Here is a 17,667-nt window from a genome sequence, read left to right as displayed (position 1 = left end):
CCGCGATGTCCGAGACCCCTGAACTCAGCGTCATCGTGCACGGCCCCGACGTCCAGGACCACCTGTCCGCGCTCCTCGACTCCCTGAACGCCCACCCCCTCGCCGGCATCGAGGTGATCGTCGCCGCCGTCGGGGAGTGGGCACGGGAGACGGCGGAGCGGCACGACCCCGCGTTCACCGTGCTGCCCCTGCCGGACGGCGCCGGCGACGCCGCGGCCCGCACGGCCGGAGCGGCCCGGGCCTCGGGCCGGTGGCTGCACTTCGTACTCGCCAAGGACGGGCTGCCCGCCGGCGCACCGCGCACGATCGCCGAGCACGCCGCCGGCCTCCCCGACACCGTGGACGTCCTGCTCTTCGACCACGTCCGCAGCACATGGCGAGCCTCCGGCCTGCCCTCCCCCGACGGCCCCCGCCTCGCCCGCGCGGGTGGCGCAGCCTTCCCCCTCGACGACCGGCCGGCGCTGCTCGGCGTGACCCCGCTGCTCGGAAACCGCGCCGTGCGCGCCGGCTTCTGGCGGGCCCACGAGCACCTCCTCACCACCGACGACGAGGCCTTCGCCGCGTATGCCGCCCTGCTGCTCGCCGACCGCGTCGCCTGCCTGCCCCACCCGGCGTACGAGCACCGCAAACTGCGCCCCGAGAGCCTCCCGCCCCCCACGCCGGAGCAGCGGTACGCCCTGGTCGAGCGCTACGAGGCACTCCTCGACCTGGCCGCCGGCCGCCCGGCCGCCCACGCCGGCCTGTACGAACTGATGGTCCGCGACTGCCTTCGCACCTTCGCCCGTGCCGGGATGCCGGACGACGTGGCACGCGAGTTCTTCCACCGCGCGTCCCTGGCCGCCCGGCGCCACCGCCCCGACGGCCACCCCCGCCGGGCCGGCCTCGACGGCCTACGCCGGTCGCTGCTGGAGGAGGACGCCTGCACCGGATACCGCGCCCTCCAGGCCGCCAACCGCACGCGCCGCAAGACGCGGTCTGCGGTGCGCACCGGCAGGCACCGGGCCGGCACGCGGCTGCGCGCCCTCCAGTACCGCCGGGCTCTCGCCGAGCCGGTCGACCCCCACCTCGCCGTCTTCTCGGCGTACTGGGCCCGCGGCGTGTCCTGCAACCCGGCCGCGATCGCCGCCGGGCTCGCCGAACTCGCGCCGAGCGTCCACCCCGTCTGGGTGGTCACCGCGGCAGGCGCTGCCCTGCTGCCGCCCGGCACCGACCACGTCGTCCCCGGCACCCGCCGCTACTGGGAGGTGCTGGCCCGCGCCAAGTACCTCGTCAACAACGTCAACTTCCCGGACGCGGTCGTCCGACGCCCGGGCACCGTCCACGTCCAGACCCACCACGGGACGCCGCTCAAGCGCATGGGCCTGGACCAGATGCCGTACCCCGCCGCCGCCCGCGGCCTGGACTTCCGGGCGCTGCTGGAGCGCGTCGACAGGTGGGACTTCAGCGTCTCCGCCAACAGCCACTCCACCCGCATGTGGCAGCGGGCCTACCCGTCCCGCCACGTCTCCCTCGACCACGGCTATCCGCGCAACGACGTCTACTACACCGCCGGCGCCGACGACGTCCGCGCGGTCCGTGAGCGCCTCGGTATCCCGCCCGGCCACCGGGCGGTCCTGTACGCGCCCACCCACCGCGACTACGAGGCCGGCTGGACCCCGCGCCTGGACCTCGCCGCCCTCGCCGACCGGCTCGGCGAGGAAACGGTCCTGCTGGTACGCGCCCACTACTTCTACGAGACCGCCGTCTCCCGCTCCTCGCCGCTGACCGGCCTGCGCCGCTCCGGCCGGATCATCGACGTCTCCTCCTACGACCCGGTCGAGGAGCTGTGCCTGGCCGCCGACGCGCTGGTCACGGACTACTCGTCGATCATGTTCGACTACGCCAACCTCGACCGCCCGATCGTGATCCACGCCGACGACTGGGAGACGTACCGCACCACCCGCGGCGTCTACTTCGACCTGATGGCCGAGGCGCCGGGCCCGGTCGCCCGCGACCAGGCCCGGCTGACGGAGATCCTCACCACGGACGCCTGGCGCGACGAACCCGCGGCGAAGGCACGTGCCGCCTTCCGGCGCCGGTTCTGCGAATACGACGACGGCCGCGCCGCCGAACGCGTCGTACGCCGGGTCTTCCTCGGCGAGGACGAGCGCACACTGCCGGCCGTACTGCCGGTGGAGGAGCGCACCCCGGCCCCGAGCCCCGAGGAGGCGACCGCGTGATGAACGGCACGAGCGGGACGAGCACCCCCGACGTCACCGTCACGGTCATCGTCTACAACGACGCCGGACGCCTCCCCCGCGCGGTCGCGTCCGCCCTGCGCCAGACCCACGGGAACATCGAGATCGTCATCAGCGACGACCACTCGACGGACGCCACCGAGGACGTCGCCCGCGAGCTGGCGGCCCACGACCCCCGCGTCGTGTACCTCCGCCTGCCCGAGAACAGCGGCGGCTGCAGCGCCCCGCGCAACCGCGCCCTGGAGATCGCGCGGGCGCCGTACCTGATGTTCCTCGACAGCGACGACGAGCTCCCCGAGCGCGCCGTCGAGGTCCTGCTCGCCGCCCACCGCGAACGCGACCTCGACTTCGCCATGGGCGCGGTGCACCGGATACGCGTGGACGGCGGACGCCGCACCACCTGGATGCCGCACCTGGTCGCCGAGCGCCGCACACTCGACGGCATCGAGGCCGACCCGCGGCTGTTCTTCGAGCACCTGTCGACCAGCAAGATGTACGCCCGCGCCTTCCTCGACCGGCACGACCTGCGCTTCCCCGAGGGCATCCACTACGAGGACCAGCTCTTCTCCGCCCGGGCGTACTGCCTGGCCAAGACGTTCACCGTCGTCCCGGAGCCGGTCTACCGCTGGTACGTCGCCCCGTACGCCGCCTCCGAGACGGCCTCCATATCCAACCAACGGCACAAGCTGACCAACGTCCGCGACCGCGTCCACGTCCAGCGCCTCATCGACGCGTTCCTGGCCGAGAGCGGGCACGAGTCGCTGCGCGGGGACAAGGACTTCAAGTTCCTCAAGCACGACTTCCGGATGTACGCCGGTGACCTGCCGTACCGCGACGACGCCTGGCTCGCGTCCTTCGCGGACATCGTGGGTCCGTACCTCGACACGCTGGCCCCGGGCGCCTACGCCCGTCTTCCCCGCGCCGAACGGGTCGTGCTCCAGCTGATCCGTGACCGCCGTCTGTCCGACGTACGCATCGCTGCCCGAGGCCTCGGCCACGACGTCGCCCCGCGCCGGACCGCACCGGACGCGGCGGACGGCCGCACCTACTGGGGCGAGGAGATCCCGCACTCCGAACAGGCCCGCGGCGAACTGGACCTGACCGACCTGGACCTGCACACCCGCCCCTTCTTCTGCGCCCTGCTCCGCCACGAGATCACGGAGGTCGCGCGAAATGTTGGCGCCTCGATCGACCTCACCGTCCGGACCTACGACCCGGCCCTGCGCCTCCCGGTCGGCCCCCGGCGCGCCACCCTCCTCCTCTCCCCCGGCCGTCGCCGCCTCGCGGTCGCCTTCCGCCTCGACCCCGTCCGCCCCGGCCTCTTCGAGGGCCGCGTACGCCTGGACCTGGCCGCCGCGCGCCTCCCCCTCCAGGGCTTCGAGGGCGTCCGCCATCCCGTACTGCGCCTTCAGCATCAGGGCCAGACCCACACTGGCCTCCTCCTGGCCCCGCTGTCCTTCCCGCTCCTGACCGCCCGCGTGCCGTACTACGCCGGCACCCTCCCCCACCGGGTCACGGCGGAACCGGAGGGGCACGCCCCGGGGCGCCTGCAGATCCGTTGGCAGCCGGTGGGCACAACAGCGACGCTGATCCGCCCGGCAGCGCGCCGCGTGGCCACACCCCGGGTGAAACGAGCGGCCCGCCTGGCAGCGAGCATCCTCCGCTGACGCGGGACGCGGGACGCGGGACACGGGGACACGGGGACACGGGGACACGGGGACACGGGGACACGGTGGGCACGGTGGGCACGGGGCTCTGGGCGTCGCGGGATGCCGGCGTCAGGGCAGACGACAGGGGGATCAGGCGTCAAGCATCAGGCATCGGGCGTCAAGCATCAGGCGTCAGGCGTCGGGCGTCAGGCGTCAGGCAGCAGGCGTCAGGCAGCAGGTCACCGCGTACAGGACCTGCCCGTCCGGCCCCCGGGCCACCTCCCTCAGCCCCTCGGCGTCCCGGAGGCCCGTCCCCCGGTCCACCACCCACCGCACCCCGTACTCCCGCGCGATCCCCCGCCGCACACTCCCGGCCGCTCCCGTCGCGAAGTACCTCCGCACCGCCGCCCTGCGAGCCCCTTCGTCCGGAAGGAAGAAGTCGGGATACCCGGGAGCCACGGTGTACGCCCCGTACGCCGGAATCTGCCGCGAGGGGAACTCCCGCGCCATGACCACGTCCCCGTACCCCACCCACGGCGTGATCCAGTGGTACCCCGCCCACGGCTCCCGGTACTTCGCCTCGACCACTCCCGGCATCACCCCCCGCTCGACCACGTACCCGAGCGTCCCCGCCTGCCCCCACGCCCCCACCACCAGCGCCGCCCCCAGCACGCACGCCCACCCGGCCCGCACCGCCCGCCGCCCGGAGTCCACCACCGCCAACGCCACCGCGAGCTGCGCCGGAATCAGCGCGGCCGGCAGCACCCGCCCCCACGACCAGTGCCCGCTGACTCCGCCCGCCAGGAAGACCACGGCACCGATGACGAAGAACAGCACCAGCGCGTCCCACCGGTCGCGCCACCACCGCACGCCGAGCGCCACCACGCCCACCAGCGCCAGCCAGTACCGGCCGATCAGGTCGCGGTACAGCGACCGGTGCACCGGGTCCATTCCGTCCCCGGCACCCAACAGCGCGAAGAAGTCGTAGTACGGCCAGGCCCACAGCACCACCACCCCCAGAGCCAGTCCCGCCCCGAGCCGCCCCCACCCTCCCCGTCCGACCCGCGCCGTGGTCACGACGGCGAGCGCCCCCACCGAGGCGACGACCCCGGAGAACTGGTGGATGAGCAGGATCACCGCCCACAGCACCCCGCACCCCAGCCAGACCCCCCACCCGGTCGCCCGCGCCAGCCACGTCCACAGATGGAACGCGAGCCCGAGCGCGCACACACTCGGGTACGCCACCGTCAGCGCGAGCGAGTGGAACCCGAGAAAGCCGCTCCAGCTGAACTGCGCCGTGCCCCACAGCAGCACCAGGCACAGCAGCGCGAGCGGGGGCGCCCCCGGATGCGCGCTCAATACCCGTACGTACCGCCACACCCCCGTCACCAGCACTCCGAGCGCCACCAGCGCCCCGATGCGCAGCACCACGAAGACGGAGAATCCGGTCGCCTTCGCCACACAGCCGAGCAGCGCCGTCCACGGCGAGTAGTACGGGCTCGGCGTGTCCGCGTCGACCAGCGGATTGCCGGGGTCGAGGAAACCGTGCCGCAGGCGTTCGACGGTGGCCGCGTGCATGCCGAGGTCACCGGCCCAGGGCAGCCGGACGACGACCAGGAGCAGCAGCAGGAGGAGGACGAGCGCGGCGACGCGTGTCGTCCAGAGGCGCCCAGTCACGCGGTCACCTTATACGGGACATTCGGACAAGCTGGACATGAAGGCGCCCCGGGCCTGTACGGCCCGGGGCGCCCCGCGCGGCTGCGCCGCTACGCCTGCACCGTCACGCGTGCGTGCGCAACAGTGTCCGGATCGTCCTCATCGCCACCGACAGGTTGGACAGGTCGAAGGCGTCCGAGCCGTGGATCTCCTCCAGCGTGGTGCGGGCCCGGCCGAGGATCGCCGCGTTCTTCCGCTCCCACGCCTGGAACCGCTGCTCGGGCGTCGACGTGCCGTTGCCCGCCGCCAGGACGTCGGCGGTGAGCGACGCGTGCGCCGCGTACAGGTCCTCGCGGATCGCCGCGCGGGCCATGGACTGCCAGCGGTCGGTGCGGGGCAGGTCGCTGATCCGGTCCATGAGCTGGGTGACGCTGAGCCGGTCGGCGAGGTCGTAGTACACCTCGGCGACGTCCAGCGGCTCCTTGCCCGTGCGGTCGGCCACCGACACGATGTCCAGCGTCGGGAAGGCCGAGGAGAACCCGGCCACCCGCGTGGCCGGCTCGTCCGGGATCCCGGCGGCGGTCAGCTCGTCATAGAGGTGCTGGTACCACTCCGCGTCCGCGCCGCGCAGCAGCTTGGGCAGCTGCGACCAGACCTGCTCGACACGCTCGGCGAAGAAGTCCACCGTCTCGGCGAGCTCCAGCGGCTGCGGCCGGTTGTTGAGTAGCCAGCGTGTGCCGCGCTCGACCAGGCGGCGCGAGTGCAGCCGGATACGGGTCTGCACGTCGGCCTCGACCCTGGTGTCCAGGGCCTCCACCGCGTCCCACACCGGGGAGGAGCGGAAGATCGCCCGGGCCGCGGTCTGCGCCCGCACGATCTCCTCCAGCGACGCGCCGGTCTCCTCGCGCATCCGGTGCAGATACGTCGTACCGCCCGTGTTGACCGTGTCGTTGACCAGGACGGTCGTGGTGATCTCGCGGCGCAGCGGGTGGCCGTCGATCCGGTCGCCGAACTGCTCGCGCAGCGCCGTCGGGAAGTAGGCGTGCAGCAGGCCCTTGAGGTACGGGTCGTCGGGCAGCGAGGTGTGCAGCAGCTCCTCGGCGACCGTGATCTTCGTGTACGCCAGCAGCACGGCCGTCTCCGGGCCGGTCAGGCCGTGTCCGGTGCTGAGGCGCTCACGGATCTGGCGGTCCGTGGGCAGGAACTCCAGCGCCCGGTTGAGGTGACCCTCCCGGACCAGGTGACGCATGAAGCGCTGCTGGGCGTGGAGCATGTCCTTGGACTGGGCCAGCGCGTTGGCGATCGCCGTGTTCTGCGCGTAGTTGTTGCGCAGGACCAGGGCGCCGACCTCGTCGGTCATCTCGGCGAGCAGCTTGTTGCGCTGCTTGACGGTCATGTCGCCGTCCTTGACGAGACCGTTGAGCAGGATCTTGATGTTCACCTCGTGGTCGGAGGTGTCCACGCCCGCGCTGTTGTCGATGGCGTCGGTGTTGATCCTGCCGCCGTGCAGCGCGAACTCGATCCGGCCCAGCTGGGTCATGCCCAGGTTGCCGCCCTCGCCGACGACCTGGACCCGCAGGCCCCCGCCGTCGACGCGGATGGCGTCGTTGGCCTTGTCGCCGACGTCGCCGTTGGACTCGGTGGACGCCTTGACGTACGTACCGATGCCGCCGTTCCACAGCAGGTCCACCGGGGAGGTGAGGATCGCCTTCATCAGCTCGGCCGGGGTCATCTTGGTGACGCCGGGCTCGATGCCGAGGGCCTCGCGCATGTGTGCGTTGACCGGGATCGACTTGGCCGAGCGCGGGAAGACACCACCGCCCGCCGAGAGCAGCGCGGTGTCGTAGTCCGCCCACGACGAGCGCGGCAGCTCGAACAGGCGGCGCCGCTCGGCGTACGAGGTGGCCGCGTCCGGGGCCGGGTCGACGAAGATGTGCCGGTGGTCGAAGGCGGCGACCAGGCGGATGTGTTCGCTGAGCAGCATGCCGTTGCCGAAGACGTCGCCGGACATGTCGCCGACGCCGACGACGGTGAAGTCCTGGGTCTGGGTGTCCACGCCCAGCTCCCGGAAGTGCCGCTTGACGGACTCCCAGGCGCCGCGGGCGGTGATGCCCATGCCCTTGTGGTCGTAGCCCGCCGAGCCGCCGGAGGCGAAGGCGTCACCGAGCCAGAAGTTGTAGGACTCGGCGACCTCGTTGGCGATGTCCGAGAACTTCGCGGTGCCCTTGTCGGCGGCGACGACGAGGTAGGTGTCGTCCTCGTCGTGCCGGACGACGTCCGCCGGGTGCACGACCTCGCCGGCCACCATGTTGTCGGTGATGTCGAGCAGCGCCGAGATGAAGGTCCGGTAGCTGGCGATGCCCTCGGCCATCCAGGCGTCACGGTCGACGCCCGGGTCGGGCAGCTGCTTGGCGACGAAGCCGCCCTTGGCGCCGACCGGCACGATGACGGTGTTCTTCACCATCTGCGCCTTGACCAGGCCGAGGATCTCGGTCCGGAAGTCCTCCCTCCGGTCCGACCAGCGCAGACCGCCGCGCGCGACCTTGCCGAAGCGCAGGTGCACGCCCTCGACGCGCGGCGAGTACACCCAGATCTCGAACGCCGGACGCGGCGCGGGCAGGTCGGGGATGACCTGCGGGTCGAACTTCATGGAGACGTAGTCGTGCGGCTCGCCGCCGCTGGTCTCCTGGAAGAAGTTCGTCCGCAGCGTCGCCTTGATGACGGTGAGGAAGGAGCGCAGGATGCGGTCCTCGTCGAGGCTCGCGACCTGGTCGAGGGCCGCGTCGACCTCCTCGAGCAGGGCGTCGACGATCTCGTACCCCGCGCGCTGCCGCTCCGGGGCCATCCGCGCCTCGAACAGGGAGACGAGCAGCCGCGTGGTGTGGACGTTGTTGCGGAGGGTGTCCTCCATGTAGTCCTGGCTGAACGTCGAGCCGGCCTGCCGCAGGTACTTGGCGTACGCGCGCAGCACCATCGCCTGCCGCCAGGTCAGCCCGGCGCTGAGCACGAGGGCGTTGAAGCCGTCGTTCTCCGCCTGGCCGGTCCAGGTGGCGGCGAAGGCGTCCTGGACGCGCTCGCGCGCGTCGTCGCCGAGGTACTCGGCGCCGCCCGCCACGGACTTGGGCATGCGCAGCCCGAAGTCGTAGATCCAGGCGGTCGTACGGTCCGAACGGCGCAGCTCGTACGGCCGCTCGTCGGTGACCTCGACCCCGAGGCGGCTGAGCACCGGCAGGACGGCCGACAGAGAGACCTGGCCGCCCTTCTGGTAGATCTTGAAACGCCGTTCCTCGGGCGCGGCACCGACCGGCTCGTACAGACTCAGCGCGAACGTCCGCTCCTCGTCGAGCCGCTCCAGGTGACCGAGGTCGGCGACCGCGGAGCGCGGGCCATGGTCGGCCTTGTAACCCTCGGGGAAGGCACTCCCGTAGTGGCGCAGCAGCTCCGCGGACCGCTCCTCGCCGACCTCGGCGGTCAGCGCCTCGGCGAACCCGTCGGCCCAGGAGCGGGCGGCCTCGACGAGGCGGGCCTCGATGCGCTCCTTGTCGGCGTCGGACAGCTGCGGCAGCTCGGTGCCCTGCGGGACGCGGACCACGAAGTGCAGCCGGGACAGGATCGACTCGGTGTTCCAGGCGGTGAAGTCGACGCTGGTGCCGCCGAGCTCCTCCTTGAGAATGTCGATGATCCGCAGCCGGACACCGGTGGTGTAGCGGTCGCGGGGGAGGTAGACGAGGGCCGAGTAGTAGCGGCCGTAGTCGTCCTGGCGCAGGTAGAGGCGCAGGCGGCGCCGCTCCTGTAGGTAGAGCACGGAGGTGACGATGGCCTGGAGCTCGTCCGGCGGGGTCTGGAAGAGCTCGTCGCGCGGGTAGGTCTCCAGGATCTGGAGCAGGTCCCGCCCGTCGTGGCTGTGGGGCGAGAAGCCGGCCCGCTCCAGCACCTCCTCCACCTTGCGCCGGATGACCGGGACGCGGCGGACGGACTCGGTGTAGGCGGCGGAGGAGAACAGGCCGAGGAAGCGGCGCTCGCCGACCACGTTGCCGTTCTCGTCGAACTTCTTGACGCCGATGTAGTCCAGGTACGACGGCCGGTGCACGGTGGCCCGGCTGTTGGCCTTGGTCAGCACCAGCAGCCGGTGCTCGCGGGCCTTGGCCCGGGCGTCGGCCGGCAGCCGCTCGAAGGACGGGCTGACGGGGTGGCTCTCGTCGGCCGCGTGGTGCGGGTCGGAGCGCAGGATGCCGAGGCCGGTGCCGGCGACGGCGGCGAGGGAGTCGTCGCCGCGCAGCTGGTACTCGCGGTAGCCGAGGAAGGTGAAGTGGTCGTCGGCCAGCCAGCGCAGCAGCTCACGGGCCTCCTCCAGCTCACGCGGGGGGAGGTCGCCGGGGGAGGGCTCCGTCGGCAGCTGCTCCGCGATGCGGACGGCCGCGTCGCGCATCTTGCCCCAGTCCTCGACGGTCTCCCGGACGTCGTTCAGGACGCGCAGCAGGTCGGCGGTGATCTGCTTCAGGTCGCCGCGGTCGGTCTCGCGGTCGAACTCGACGTGGATCCAGGACTCGACGTGCGCGTCGTGCGGCAGGTCGGCGGTGGGCGGACCGGCGAGCACCTCGACGAGCCTGCCGGTGACGTCGCGCCGCACCACGATCTGCGGGTGGACGACGACGTGGATGCCGCGGCCCTGCCGGGTCAGCTCGTTGGTCACGGAGTCGACGAGGAAGGGCATGTCGTCCGTGACCACCTCGACGACGGAGTGGCTGCACGTCCAGCCGTTCTCCTCGACCGTGGGGGTGTGCACCCGCACGTTCGCCGTGCCCTGCGGGCGGTGCTCGGCCAGCCGGTAGTGCGAGACGGCGGCTCCGAAGATGTCGACCGGGTCGCGGTCGGCCAGGTCCTCCGGGGCGGTATGCCGGTAGTAGCGCTGGAGGAACGCGGACACGGATGCGTGGTCCGGGGCCCCGGGAGCGTCCGGTGTGCCCTCGCCCGTCGTCCCAGTCGGTAGGTTCACCCCGACCGGGCTGTTCTCAGCTACCCGCGCAGCCCTTTCGAGCAGCTCGGCCTTGGCTTCGTCCAGCTTGGTCTGCATTGTCCTCTGACTCCTGTCGCGCGCCGTTGCGTGACGTAGAAGGAAGTACGGTCTCCTGCCTTCCGGCATGACGTCGGGACACGGGGTGTCCGGTCCGTTCCGACGCTATGCCGCAGGGCGAGGAGAGCGGGGGCATATCAGCCAATGTCGCCGCGCCCGCCGGGTGTGACATCGCTCTCGCCGTCACCGTCCGGAAAGTGCGCGGCGCCGTACCGGGGGCTTTCGATGCCCCGTCCAGCCCGCGAGGATCAGCGACCGCCGCCCGGACACGGATGTCGTCCGTGCGCACCGGGCGCGGGGCGGGGGCACCAGTGCCCCCGCGAGCTATCGCGCTGATCACGCCACAAGGCTATCGCTCCTTGCCGGGCCCCCGTCACGAGCCGTATGTGTACAAAACCTCGGTCCGAACTTGGACGTTTTGCACAGGACACCGCCGGCTGCACGTCTTCCGCCGACGCCCGCACCGGGCACCGCACCGCACCGCACATTCAACGGCACCACGGCACCACCCTCATGCCGCCAGCCGCGCCGCCTCCGCCACGGCCTCCCCCAACGTGTCCACCACCGGCACCCCGACCTTCTCGAGGCTGGTCCGGCTGTGCGAGCCTCCGGTGTACAGCACCGCTCCCGCCCCCACGTGCCGAGCGGCCACCGCGTCGTCGGCGGCATCTCCGATGACCACTGTGCGAGCGGGCTCCACCCCGGCCAGTGCCAGCTCCGCGAGGTGCCGCACCATGTGCTCGGCCTTGCTGCCCCCGGACGGCCCGGTCCGCCCGTCGACGCGTATGAAGTGCGTCTCGATCCCGAACCCCTTGACCAGCGGAACGAGTTCGTCATGCCCGTACATGCTGAGAATCGACTGGCTGCGCCCCGCCGACCGCCAGCCCGCGAGCAGCTCCGCCGCACCGTCGGTGAGCCCGCACCGCACCCGGTGCTCGGTGTAGTGGCGTTGGAAGGCCGCGTCCATGACCTCCCACTCGGCTTCGGTGGGCAGCCGCCCCATCAGCCGCTCGTAGAACTTCGGCACCGGCACGCAGTACAGCGCCCGGTACTGCTCCAGCGTGATCGACGCCAGACCCAGCTCGGCGAACGCGGCGTTCGTCGCCCTGATGATCGCGTCGTTGTCGTGGAACAGCGTCCCGTTCCAGTCCCAGACGATGTGCGCACATGTCTGCATCCCCATGCCCGAAAACGTACCCGCCGCCACTGACAGCCGGGACGGGAGCCCATGACGGCGGGACGCCGGTGACCGTGCTCGCAGCGACCGGGCCCCTCGGTGACAGGGCCCCTCAGTGACCGGGCCCCTCGGTGATCAGGCCCCTCAGTGACAGGCCCACTCAGTGACCGGGCCCCTCAGTGACCGGGCCCCACCAGGTTCGGGATCTCCTGCGTCGCGTACCAGAGCAGCTCGTGCTCCTCCGCCCCCTCCACGACGGACCGGGCGTCGTGGTCCCCGCCGTCCGCCGCCGCGAGGGCCTCCACCGCCGCGCTCACGTCCGCCTCCGCCTCGGCGGAGTCGACATGTACCGCGGCCGCCTTGGCCAGCCGCAGGGGCCCGGCGAGCAGTACTTCGCCCAGCGACGTCGAGTCGTCCTCGTGCCCCCGGTCCGGGCCGGTCGAGGCCGCGCCGTCGGCCACGTCGGCGGCGACCACGACGCGGCGACGCGCCGCACTGGCACCCGTGCCCGCACCGGCACCGGCACCGGCACCGGCACCGGCCGCCAGCAACCGCAGCGACGCCAGCGCGGCGCGGTTCAGGGCGGCGTACTCCAGCTCCTCGAGGTCGTCCGAGCGGTACCACTCGCGCAGTGCCGGTGTGACGGCGTAGGCGGCGAGCGGCCCGGTCCCCAGCATTCCCGTCCTGTGCGCCTCGGCGAGGCCGTCGAGGGTCAGGGGGACGTAGACGCGCATGAGACTTCCGCTTTCGTGGTCGGGAGCTCCACCGAGGACCACGGATGACCTCGGACAACTCTGCAAGAGCCTTCAGGATACGTGCGGGTGTCCCCTTTCGGGTCCCCGCCCATGACGCCCGACGCGTCCACACCCGGCCCCGGAAGTCACCCGGTACTGCCGCACCACTCCGGGCTCTACGACCGACCCGGTCACTCTGATAGGTGATATTTCCGGCCCTCTCGACACCACCTCCCCCTCCTTGCCCTGCCGCCCCGCCACCCCGTACAAGATCCCCGAACACGAAGTTACTGCCCGGTATCACCCGGGCCGCCGAACGGGGAGCCCCCAATGCGCAAGGTCATGACCCGGAGCCAGCTCCGCCCGAGCAGCACGCCCCTCCCCGCGCCGGGCGGCTCGCTCGTCCCCGCCCCGCCCCGCGGGCCCGGCGGCGATCCCACGTCCCGCCCGCCGGGCGTACCGCCGCTGTACCTCCCCGCCGACCCTCCGTCCCGCGCGGCCGGCGGCGTACCTCCGCACAGGCCCGGCGGAAGCGCCGTGCGGTCCGGGGCGTCCGGTGGCCGGCCGCCGGGCTCCACGGGCAGGGCCCCGCGCGCCCGTACGAGGCCGGCGGACACCCGTCCGCCCACGGCAGGTCCGGGCAGGGGAACCAGGACCGTCCCCCGCACGGCGGTGGGCGCCCCGGTGACCGTCCCCGCCGTACCGGCCGCACACGGGCCCCTTTCCGCCCCGGCAGCGCCTCTCGTCCCCGCCCAGACCCCTCGCCGCCCCGTTCCGCAGCTCCGCCCCACCGACCGCTTCGCCGAATTGCTCCTCGACGTGCTCAGCGGTCGGCGCCCCGTCCACTCGATGCTCCGCCACACTGTCGGCCGCGCCTACGACGATCTGGCCCACCTCGCCGATCACGGCCCTCTGCGCCTGAGGGGCGCCCACCCCGTCGTCCGTGACATCGGCTACTTCGAGCCCCGGCCGGGTGCCTTGGAGGTCTTCGCCCGCATCGGCGCGGGTGACCGGCTGCGCGCCCTGGCCTTCCGGCTGGAGCGGGGCCGCGACCTGCGCTGGCGCTGCACGGCGGTGGAACTGGGCGGCCCCCGCCGCCCGCACACCGACGACGACTGACACCGTCGGCGGCTGCGAACCCGACGACCGACACCGCCCACCGCAGGCCGTCGGCGCACAGGCCGAAGGGCCGGCCACCCGAAGATGACCGGCCCTTCCCACCGCTACGCCGCCCGCGGGCCCCGCAGCGTCACTCCAGAGCCACCACTTCTTGCGGCGTCACTTCTTGGGGCTTCACTTCTGCGACGTCACTTCTTGCGGCGTCGTCCGCCCTTGGCCTGCTTGCGGCGCTCCGCGCGCGTGAGCCCGTCGGACTGGGACTGCGGCTCGCCGTCGGTGGTGAACTCGCCCTCGACGACACCACCCTCGCCGTCCACGGTCGGCGCGGAGAAGTGCAGGTCGCGGCGCTGCGGGGCGTCGAGCCCCTTGGCGCGGATCTCCGGACGAGCGCCCGCCTGGGCCGGGACCGCGTCCTGAGCGCCCTTCTCCAGCGACGGCGCGGCGTCCGCGACCGGGACCTCCTCGACCTGCTGCTCGACCTGGACCTCCAGGTTGAACAGGTAGCCGACGGACTCCTCCTTGATGCCCTCCATCATGGCCTGGAACATGTCGAAGCCCTCGCGCTGGTACTCGACCAGCGGGTCCTTCTGCGCCATCGCGCGCAGGCCGATGCCCTCCTGGAGGTAGTCCATCTCGTAGAGGTGTTCGCGCCACTTGCGGTCCAGGACCGAGAGCACGACCCGGCGCTCCAGCTCACGCATGATCTCGGAGCCGAGCTGCGCCTCACGCGCCTCGTACTGCTGCTGGACGTCGTCCTTGACGGACTCCGCGATGTAGTCGGCGGTCAGCCCGGCCCGGTCGCCGGCCGCCTCCTCCAGCTCCTCGACGGTGACCTTCACCGGGTAGAGCTGCTTGAAGGCGCCCCACAGACGGTCGAGGTCCCAGTCCTCGGGGAAGCCCTCGGCGGTCTCGGCCTGCACGTACGCGTCGATCGTGTCGTTCGTGAAGTGCTGGATCTGCTCCTGCAGATCCTCGCCCTCCAGGACGCGGCGCCGCTCGCCGTAGATGACCTCGCGCTGCCGGTTGAGGACCTCGTCGTACTTCAGGACGTTCTTACGGGTCTCGAAGTTCTGCGTCTCGACCTGCGACTGGGCGGACGCGATCGCGCGCGTGACCATCTTGTTCTCGATCGGCACGTCGTCCGGGACGTTCGCCATCGACATGACGCGCTCGACCATCTGGGCCTTGAACAGCCGCATCAGGTCGTCGCCCAGGGAGAGGTAGAAGCGGGACTCGCCGGGGTCGCCCTGACGGCCTGACCGACCGCGCAGCTGGTTGTCGATACGGCGCGACTCGTGCCGCTCGGTACCCAGCACGTAGAGACCGCCGAGCTCCTTGACCTCGTCGAACTCCGCCTGGACCGCCTGCTCGGCCCGCTCCAGCGCGGCGGGCAGGGCCGCTGCCCACTCCTCGATGTGCTCCTCGGGGTCGAGGCCGCGCTGGCGCAGCTCCGCCTCGGCGAGGTCCTCGGGGTTGCCCCCGAGCTTGATGTCCGTACCACGGCCGGCCATGTTCGTGGCCACCGTCACCGAGCCCTTGCGGCCCGCCTGGGCGACGATCGTCGCCTCCCGGTCGTGCTGCTTGGCGTTCAGCACCTCGTGCTGGACACCACGCTTGCTGAGCTGCTGCGAGAGGTACTCGGACTTCTCGACCGAGGTGGTGCCGACGAGGATCGGCTGCCCCTTGCGGTGCTTCTCCTCGATGTCGTCGACGACCGCCTCGAACTTCGCGACCTCGGTGCGGTAGATCAGGTCCGACTGGTCCATGCGGACCATGGGCCGGTTGGTCGGGATGGGCACCACGCCGAGCTTGTAGATCTGGTGGAACTCGGCGGCCTCCGTCATCGCCGTACCGGTCATGCCGGACAGGCCGGGCTGTTCCTTGCCGTTGTGGTCGTGGCGCTTGTAGAGGCGGAAGAAGTTCTGGAGGGTGATCGTGGCGAGCGTCTGGTTCTCGTCCTTGATGTCCACCCCTTCCTTCGCCTCGATCGCCTGGTGCATGCCCTCGTTGTAGCGGCGACCGGCGAGGATACGGCCGGTGTGCTCGTCGACGATCATGACTTCGCCGTCGATGACGACGTAGTCCTTGTCCTTCTTGAAGAGTTCCTTGGCCTTGATGGCGTTGTTCAGGTAACCGACCAGGGGGGTGTTCACCGACTCGTAGAGGTTGTCGATGCCCAGCCAGTCCTCGACCTTGGCGACGCCCGACTCGTGGATGGCGACGGTGCGCTTCTTCTCGTCGACCTCGTAGTCGCCGGTCTCCTCGATGCCCTTGAGGGTGTTGCCGGCCTCGCCCTTCTTCAGGCGCGTGACCAGCTTGGCGAAGTCGCCGTACCACTTGGTGGCCTGGTCGGCGGGGCCGGAGATGATCAGCGGCGTACGGGCCTCGTCGACGAGGATGGAGTCGACCTCGTCGACGATGGCGAAGTTGTGGCCGCGCTGGACGAGTTCGTCCTTGGACCACGCCATGTTGTCGCGCAGGTAGTCGAAACCGAACTCGTTGTTCGTGCCGTAGGTGATGTCGCAGCCGTACATCTCACGGCGCTGGGCCGGCGTCTGGTTGGCGAGGATGCAGCCGACGTTCAGGCCGAGGAACTTGTGGACGCGGCCCATCATCTCGGAGTCGCGCTCGGCCAGGTAGTCGTTGACCGTGACGATGTGCACGCCCTCGCCGGACAGGGCGTTGAGGTAGGCGGGCAGCGTGCCGACGAGGGTCTTGCCCTCACCGGTCTTCATCTCGGCCACATAGCCCATGTGCAGGGCCGCACCGCCCATCATCTGCACGTCGTAGTGCCGCTGTCCCAGGACGCGCTTGGCGGCCTCGCGGACGGTGGCGAAGGCTTCCGGAAGCAGATCGTCCAGGCTCTCACCATCGGCGTAGCGCTGCTTGTACTCATCGGTGAGGGCCCGCAGCTCGGCGTCGGAGAGGTCGACGAAGTCCTCTTCGATGGAGTTGACCTGGTCCGCGATGCGGTGCAGCTTGCGCAGGATCTTGCCTTCGCCTGCACGCATGATCTTCGAGAGGACGGACACGGGGGTTGGTCTCCTTGCCGGTCGGGCCTGGGACGGTCGTTTTCCTGTGACGGACTGAGCAACGGCCATCGTATGCGAGGACCCCGCCACGCCGGGAGCCCGCTGTAACGGGGACCGTGTGCTCCTTCATCCAGCTTCCGGTCTGCTGTCATCGGGTTCAACGTCCGGGCATCGCGGATGGTGCCGCGCCCGCCGACGAATTGCGCGAAAAGTGACCGCCCGCTCACGCACGGCAAAACGATGGCGCCCGCCACGGACCGCCGCGCAGAATCGGTCGATGGACCCCCTCACCCTCACCACCGACCGCCTCGTCCTGCGCACGGTCGGCCCCCGGGACACCGATTCCGTGTACGCCGCCTGCCAGGATCCCGACATCCAGCGCTGGACCACGATCCCCTCGCCCTACCTTCCGGAACACGCGCGGGGCTTCACGGAGCGGATGGTCCCCGACGGCTGGGCGAACGACTCGATGTTCACCTTCGGCGTCTTCCTCCCCTCCCGTGAACTGGCGGGCATGCTCGGCGTCACGATGGTCTCCCCCGGCGTCGGCGAGATCGGTTTCTGGGGCGCGAAGGAACACCGCGGGCACGGCTACGTCACCGAAGCCGCCGTCGCCGTTTCCCGCTGGTCCTTCACCGACCGGGCGATCGACCGCCTGGAGTGGCGCGCCGAGGTCGGCAACACGGCCTCCCGCGCGGTGGCCCGACGCGCGGGCTTCACCATGGAGGGCACTTTGCGCTCCGCTATCAGCAACAACGGCGTACGCCGCGACTGCTGGATCGGCTCCCTCCTCCCCGCGGACCTCTTCCTCCCCTCGGCGTCCCCGTATCTGCCGGCGCCCTGACCACGGACGGTCGCGCCACGTAGCCGCGGGCAGTCGTGCGCCGCCGCAGCTGCGGGCAGGTACGGGTACCGCCAAGGGCCGCGCCCCGCCCCGGGCCCACACCCGCCCTCCCCACCTCCATGTCCAACCCCCCTGTCAGACCCAC

The 17,667-nt window shown here is 71.4% G+C and carries 9 protein-coding genes; 4 read left to right on the top strand and 5 right to left on the bottom strand.

What is annotated here, in order from left to right; translation table 11 throughout:
• The first annotated feature begins 5 nt into the window (after positions 1-5).
• Positions 6-2,219: a CDP-glycerol glycerophosphotransferase family protein gene (locus tag ABEA26_RS09535; protein WP_345591017.1), complete on the top strand. Its 2,214-nt coding sequence runs from the start codon at positions 6-8 to the stop codon at positions 2,217-2,219.
• Positions 2,219-3,904 carry a glycosyltransferase gene (locus ABEA26_RS09530; protein WP_345591015.1) on the top strand — a complete coding sequence of 562 codons (1,686 nt, stop codon included), beginning with the start codon at positions 2,219-2,221 and terminating at the stop codon, positions 3,902-3,904. Before ABEA26_RS09535 ends, ABEA26_RS09530 begins: the two co-directional genes overlap by 1 nt.
• Positions 3,905-4,099: 195 nt before the next feature.
• Here the strand turns inward: ABEA26_RS09530 and ABEA26_RS09525 are convergent, their stop codons facing one another.
• The 4 genes from ABEA26_RS09525 to ABEA26_RS09510 all read right to left on the bottom strand — a co-directional run bounded on the left by ABEA26_RS09525 (position 4,100) and on the right by ABEA26_RS09510 (position 12,527).
• Complete coding sequence (locus ABEA26_RS09525; protein ID WP_345591013.1) at positions 4,100-5,563, bottom strand: hypothetical protein; 1,464 nt, start codon at positions 5,561-5,563, stop codon at positions 4,100-4,102.
• A gap of 103 nt (positions 5,564-5,666) precedes the next feature.
• Positions 5,667-10,616: an NAD-glutamate dehydrogenase gene (locus ABEA26_RS09520; protein ID WP_345591012.1), complete on the bottom strand. Its 4,950-nt coding sequence runs from the start codon at positions 10,614-10,616 to the stop codon at positions 5,667-5,669.
• Between the two features lie 511 nt (positions 10,617-11,127).
• Complete coding sequence (locus ABEA26_RS09515; protein WP_345591010.1) at positions 11,128-11,799, bottom strand: HAD family hydrolase; 672 nt, start codon at positions 11,797-11,799, stop codon at positions 11,128-11,130.
• Positions 11,800-11,969: 170 nt separating this feature from the next.
• Positions 11,970-12,527, bottom strand: a complete 558-nt coding sequence (locus tag ABEA26_RS09510) for a DUF6912 family protein (RefSeq protein WP_345591008.1) — start codon at positions 12,525-12,527, stop codon at positions 11,970-11,972.
• 849 nt (positions 12,528-13,376) lie between these two features.
• On the opposite strand from ABEA26_RS09510, the gene ABEA26_RS36290 reads away from it, so the two are divergent.
• Positions 13,377-13,646, top strand: a complete 270-nt coding sequence (locus ABEA26_RS36290; RefSeq protein ID WP_425587807.1) for an Rv3235 family protein — start codon at positions 13,377-13,379, stop codon at positions 13,644-13,646.
• A 188-nt stretch (positions 13,647-13,834) separates the two neighbouring features.
• On the opposite strand, the gene secA is transcribed toward ABEA26_RS36290, so the two are convergent.
• Positions 13,835-16,678 (bottom strand): preprotein translocase subunit SecA, encoded by a 2,844-nt coding sequence (gene secA, locus ABEA26_RS09500; protein WP_345591004.1) that lies wholly within the window; start codon positions 16,676-16,678, stop codon positions 13,835-13,837.
• 277 nt (positions 16,679-16,955) lie between these two features.
• Between secA and ABEA26_RS09495 the strand changes: the two genes are divergently transcribed.
• Positions 16,956-17,522, top strand: a complete 567-nt coding sequence (locus tag ABEA26_RS09495) for a GNAT family N-acetyltransferase (protein ID WP_345591002.1) — start codon at positions 16,956-16,958, stop codon at positions 17,520-17,522.
• Positions 17,523-17,667: the final 145 nt, after the last annotated feature.

Source organism: Streptomyces marokkonensis (genome assembly GCF_039539045.1).
GTDB lineage: Bacteria > Actinomycetota > Actinomycetes > Streptomycetales > Streptomycetaceae > Streptomyces > Streptomyces marokkonensis.
The sequence above is the reverse complement of the archived record's forward strand: the minus strand, read 5'-3'. Positions and strand labels throughout refer to the sequence as shown.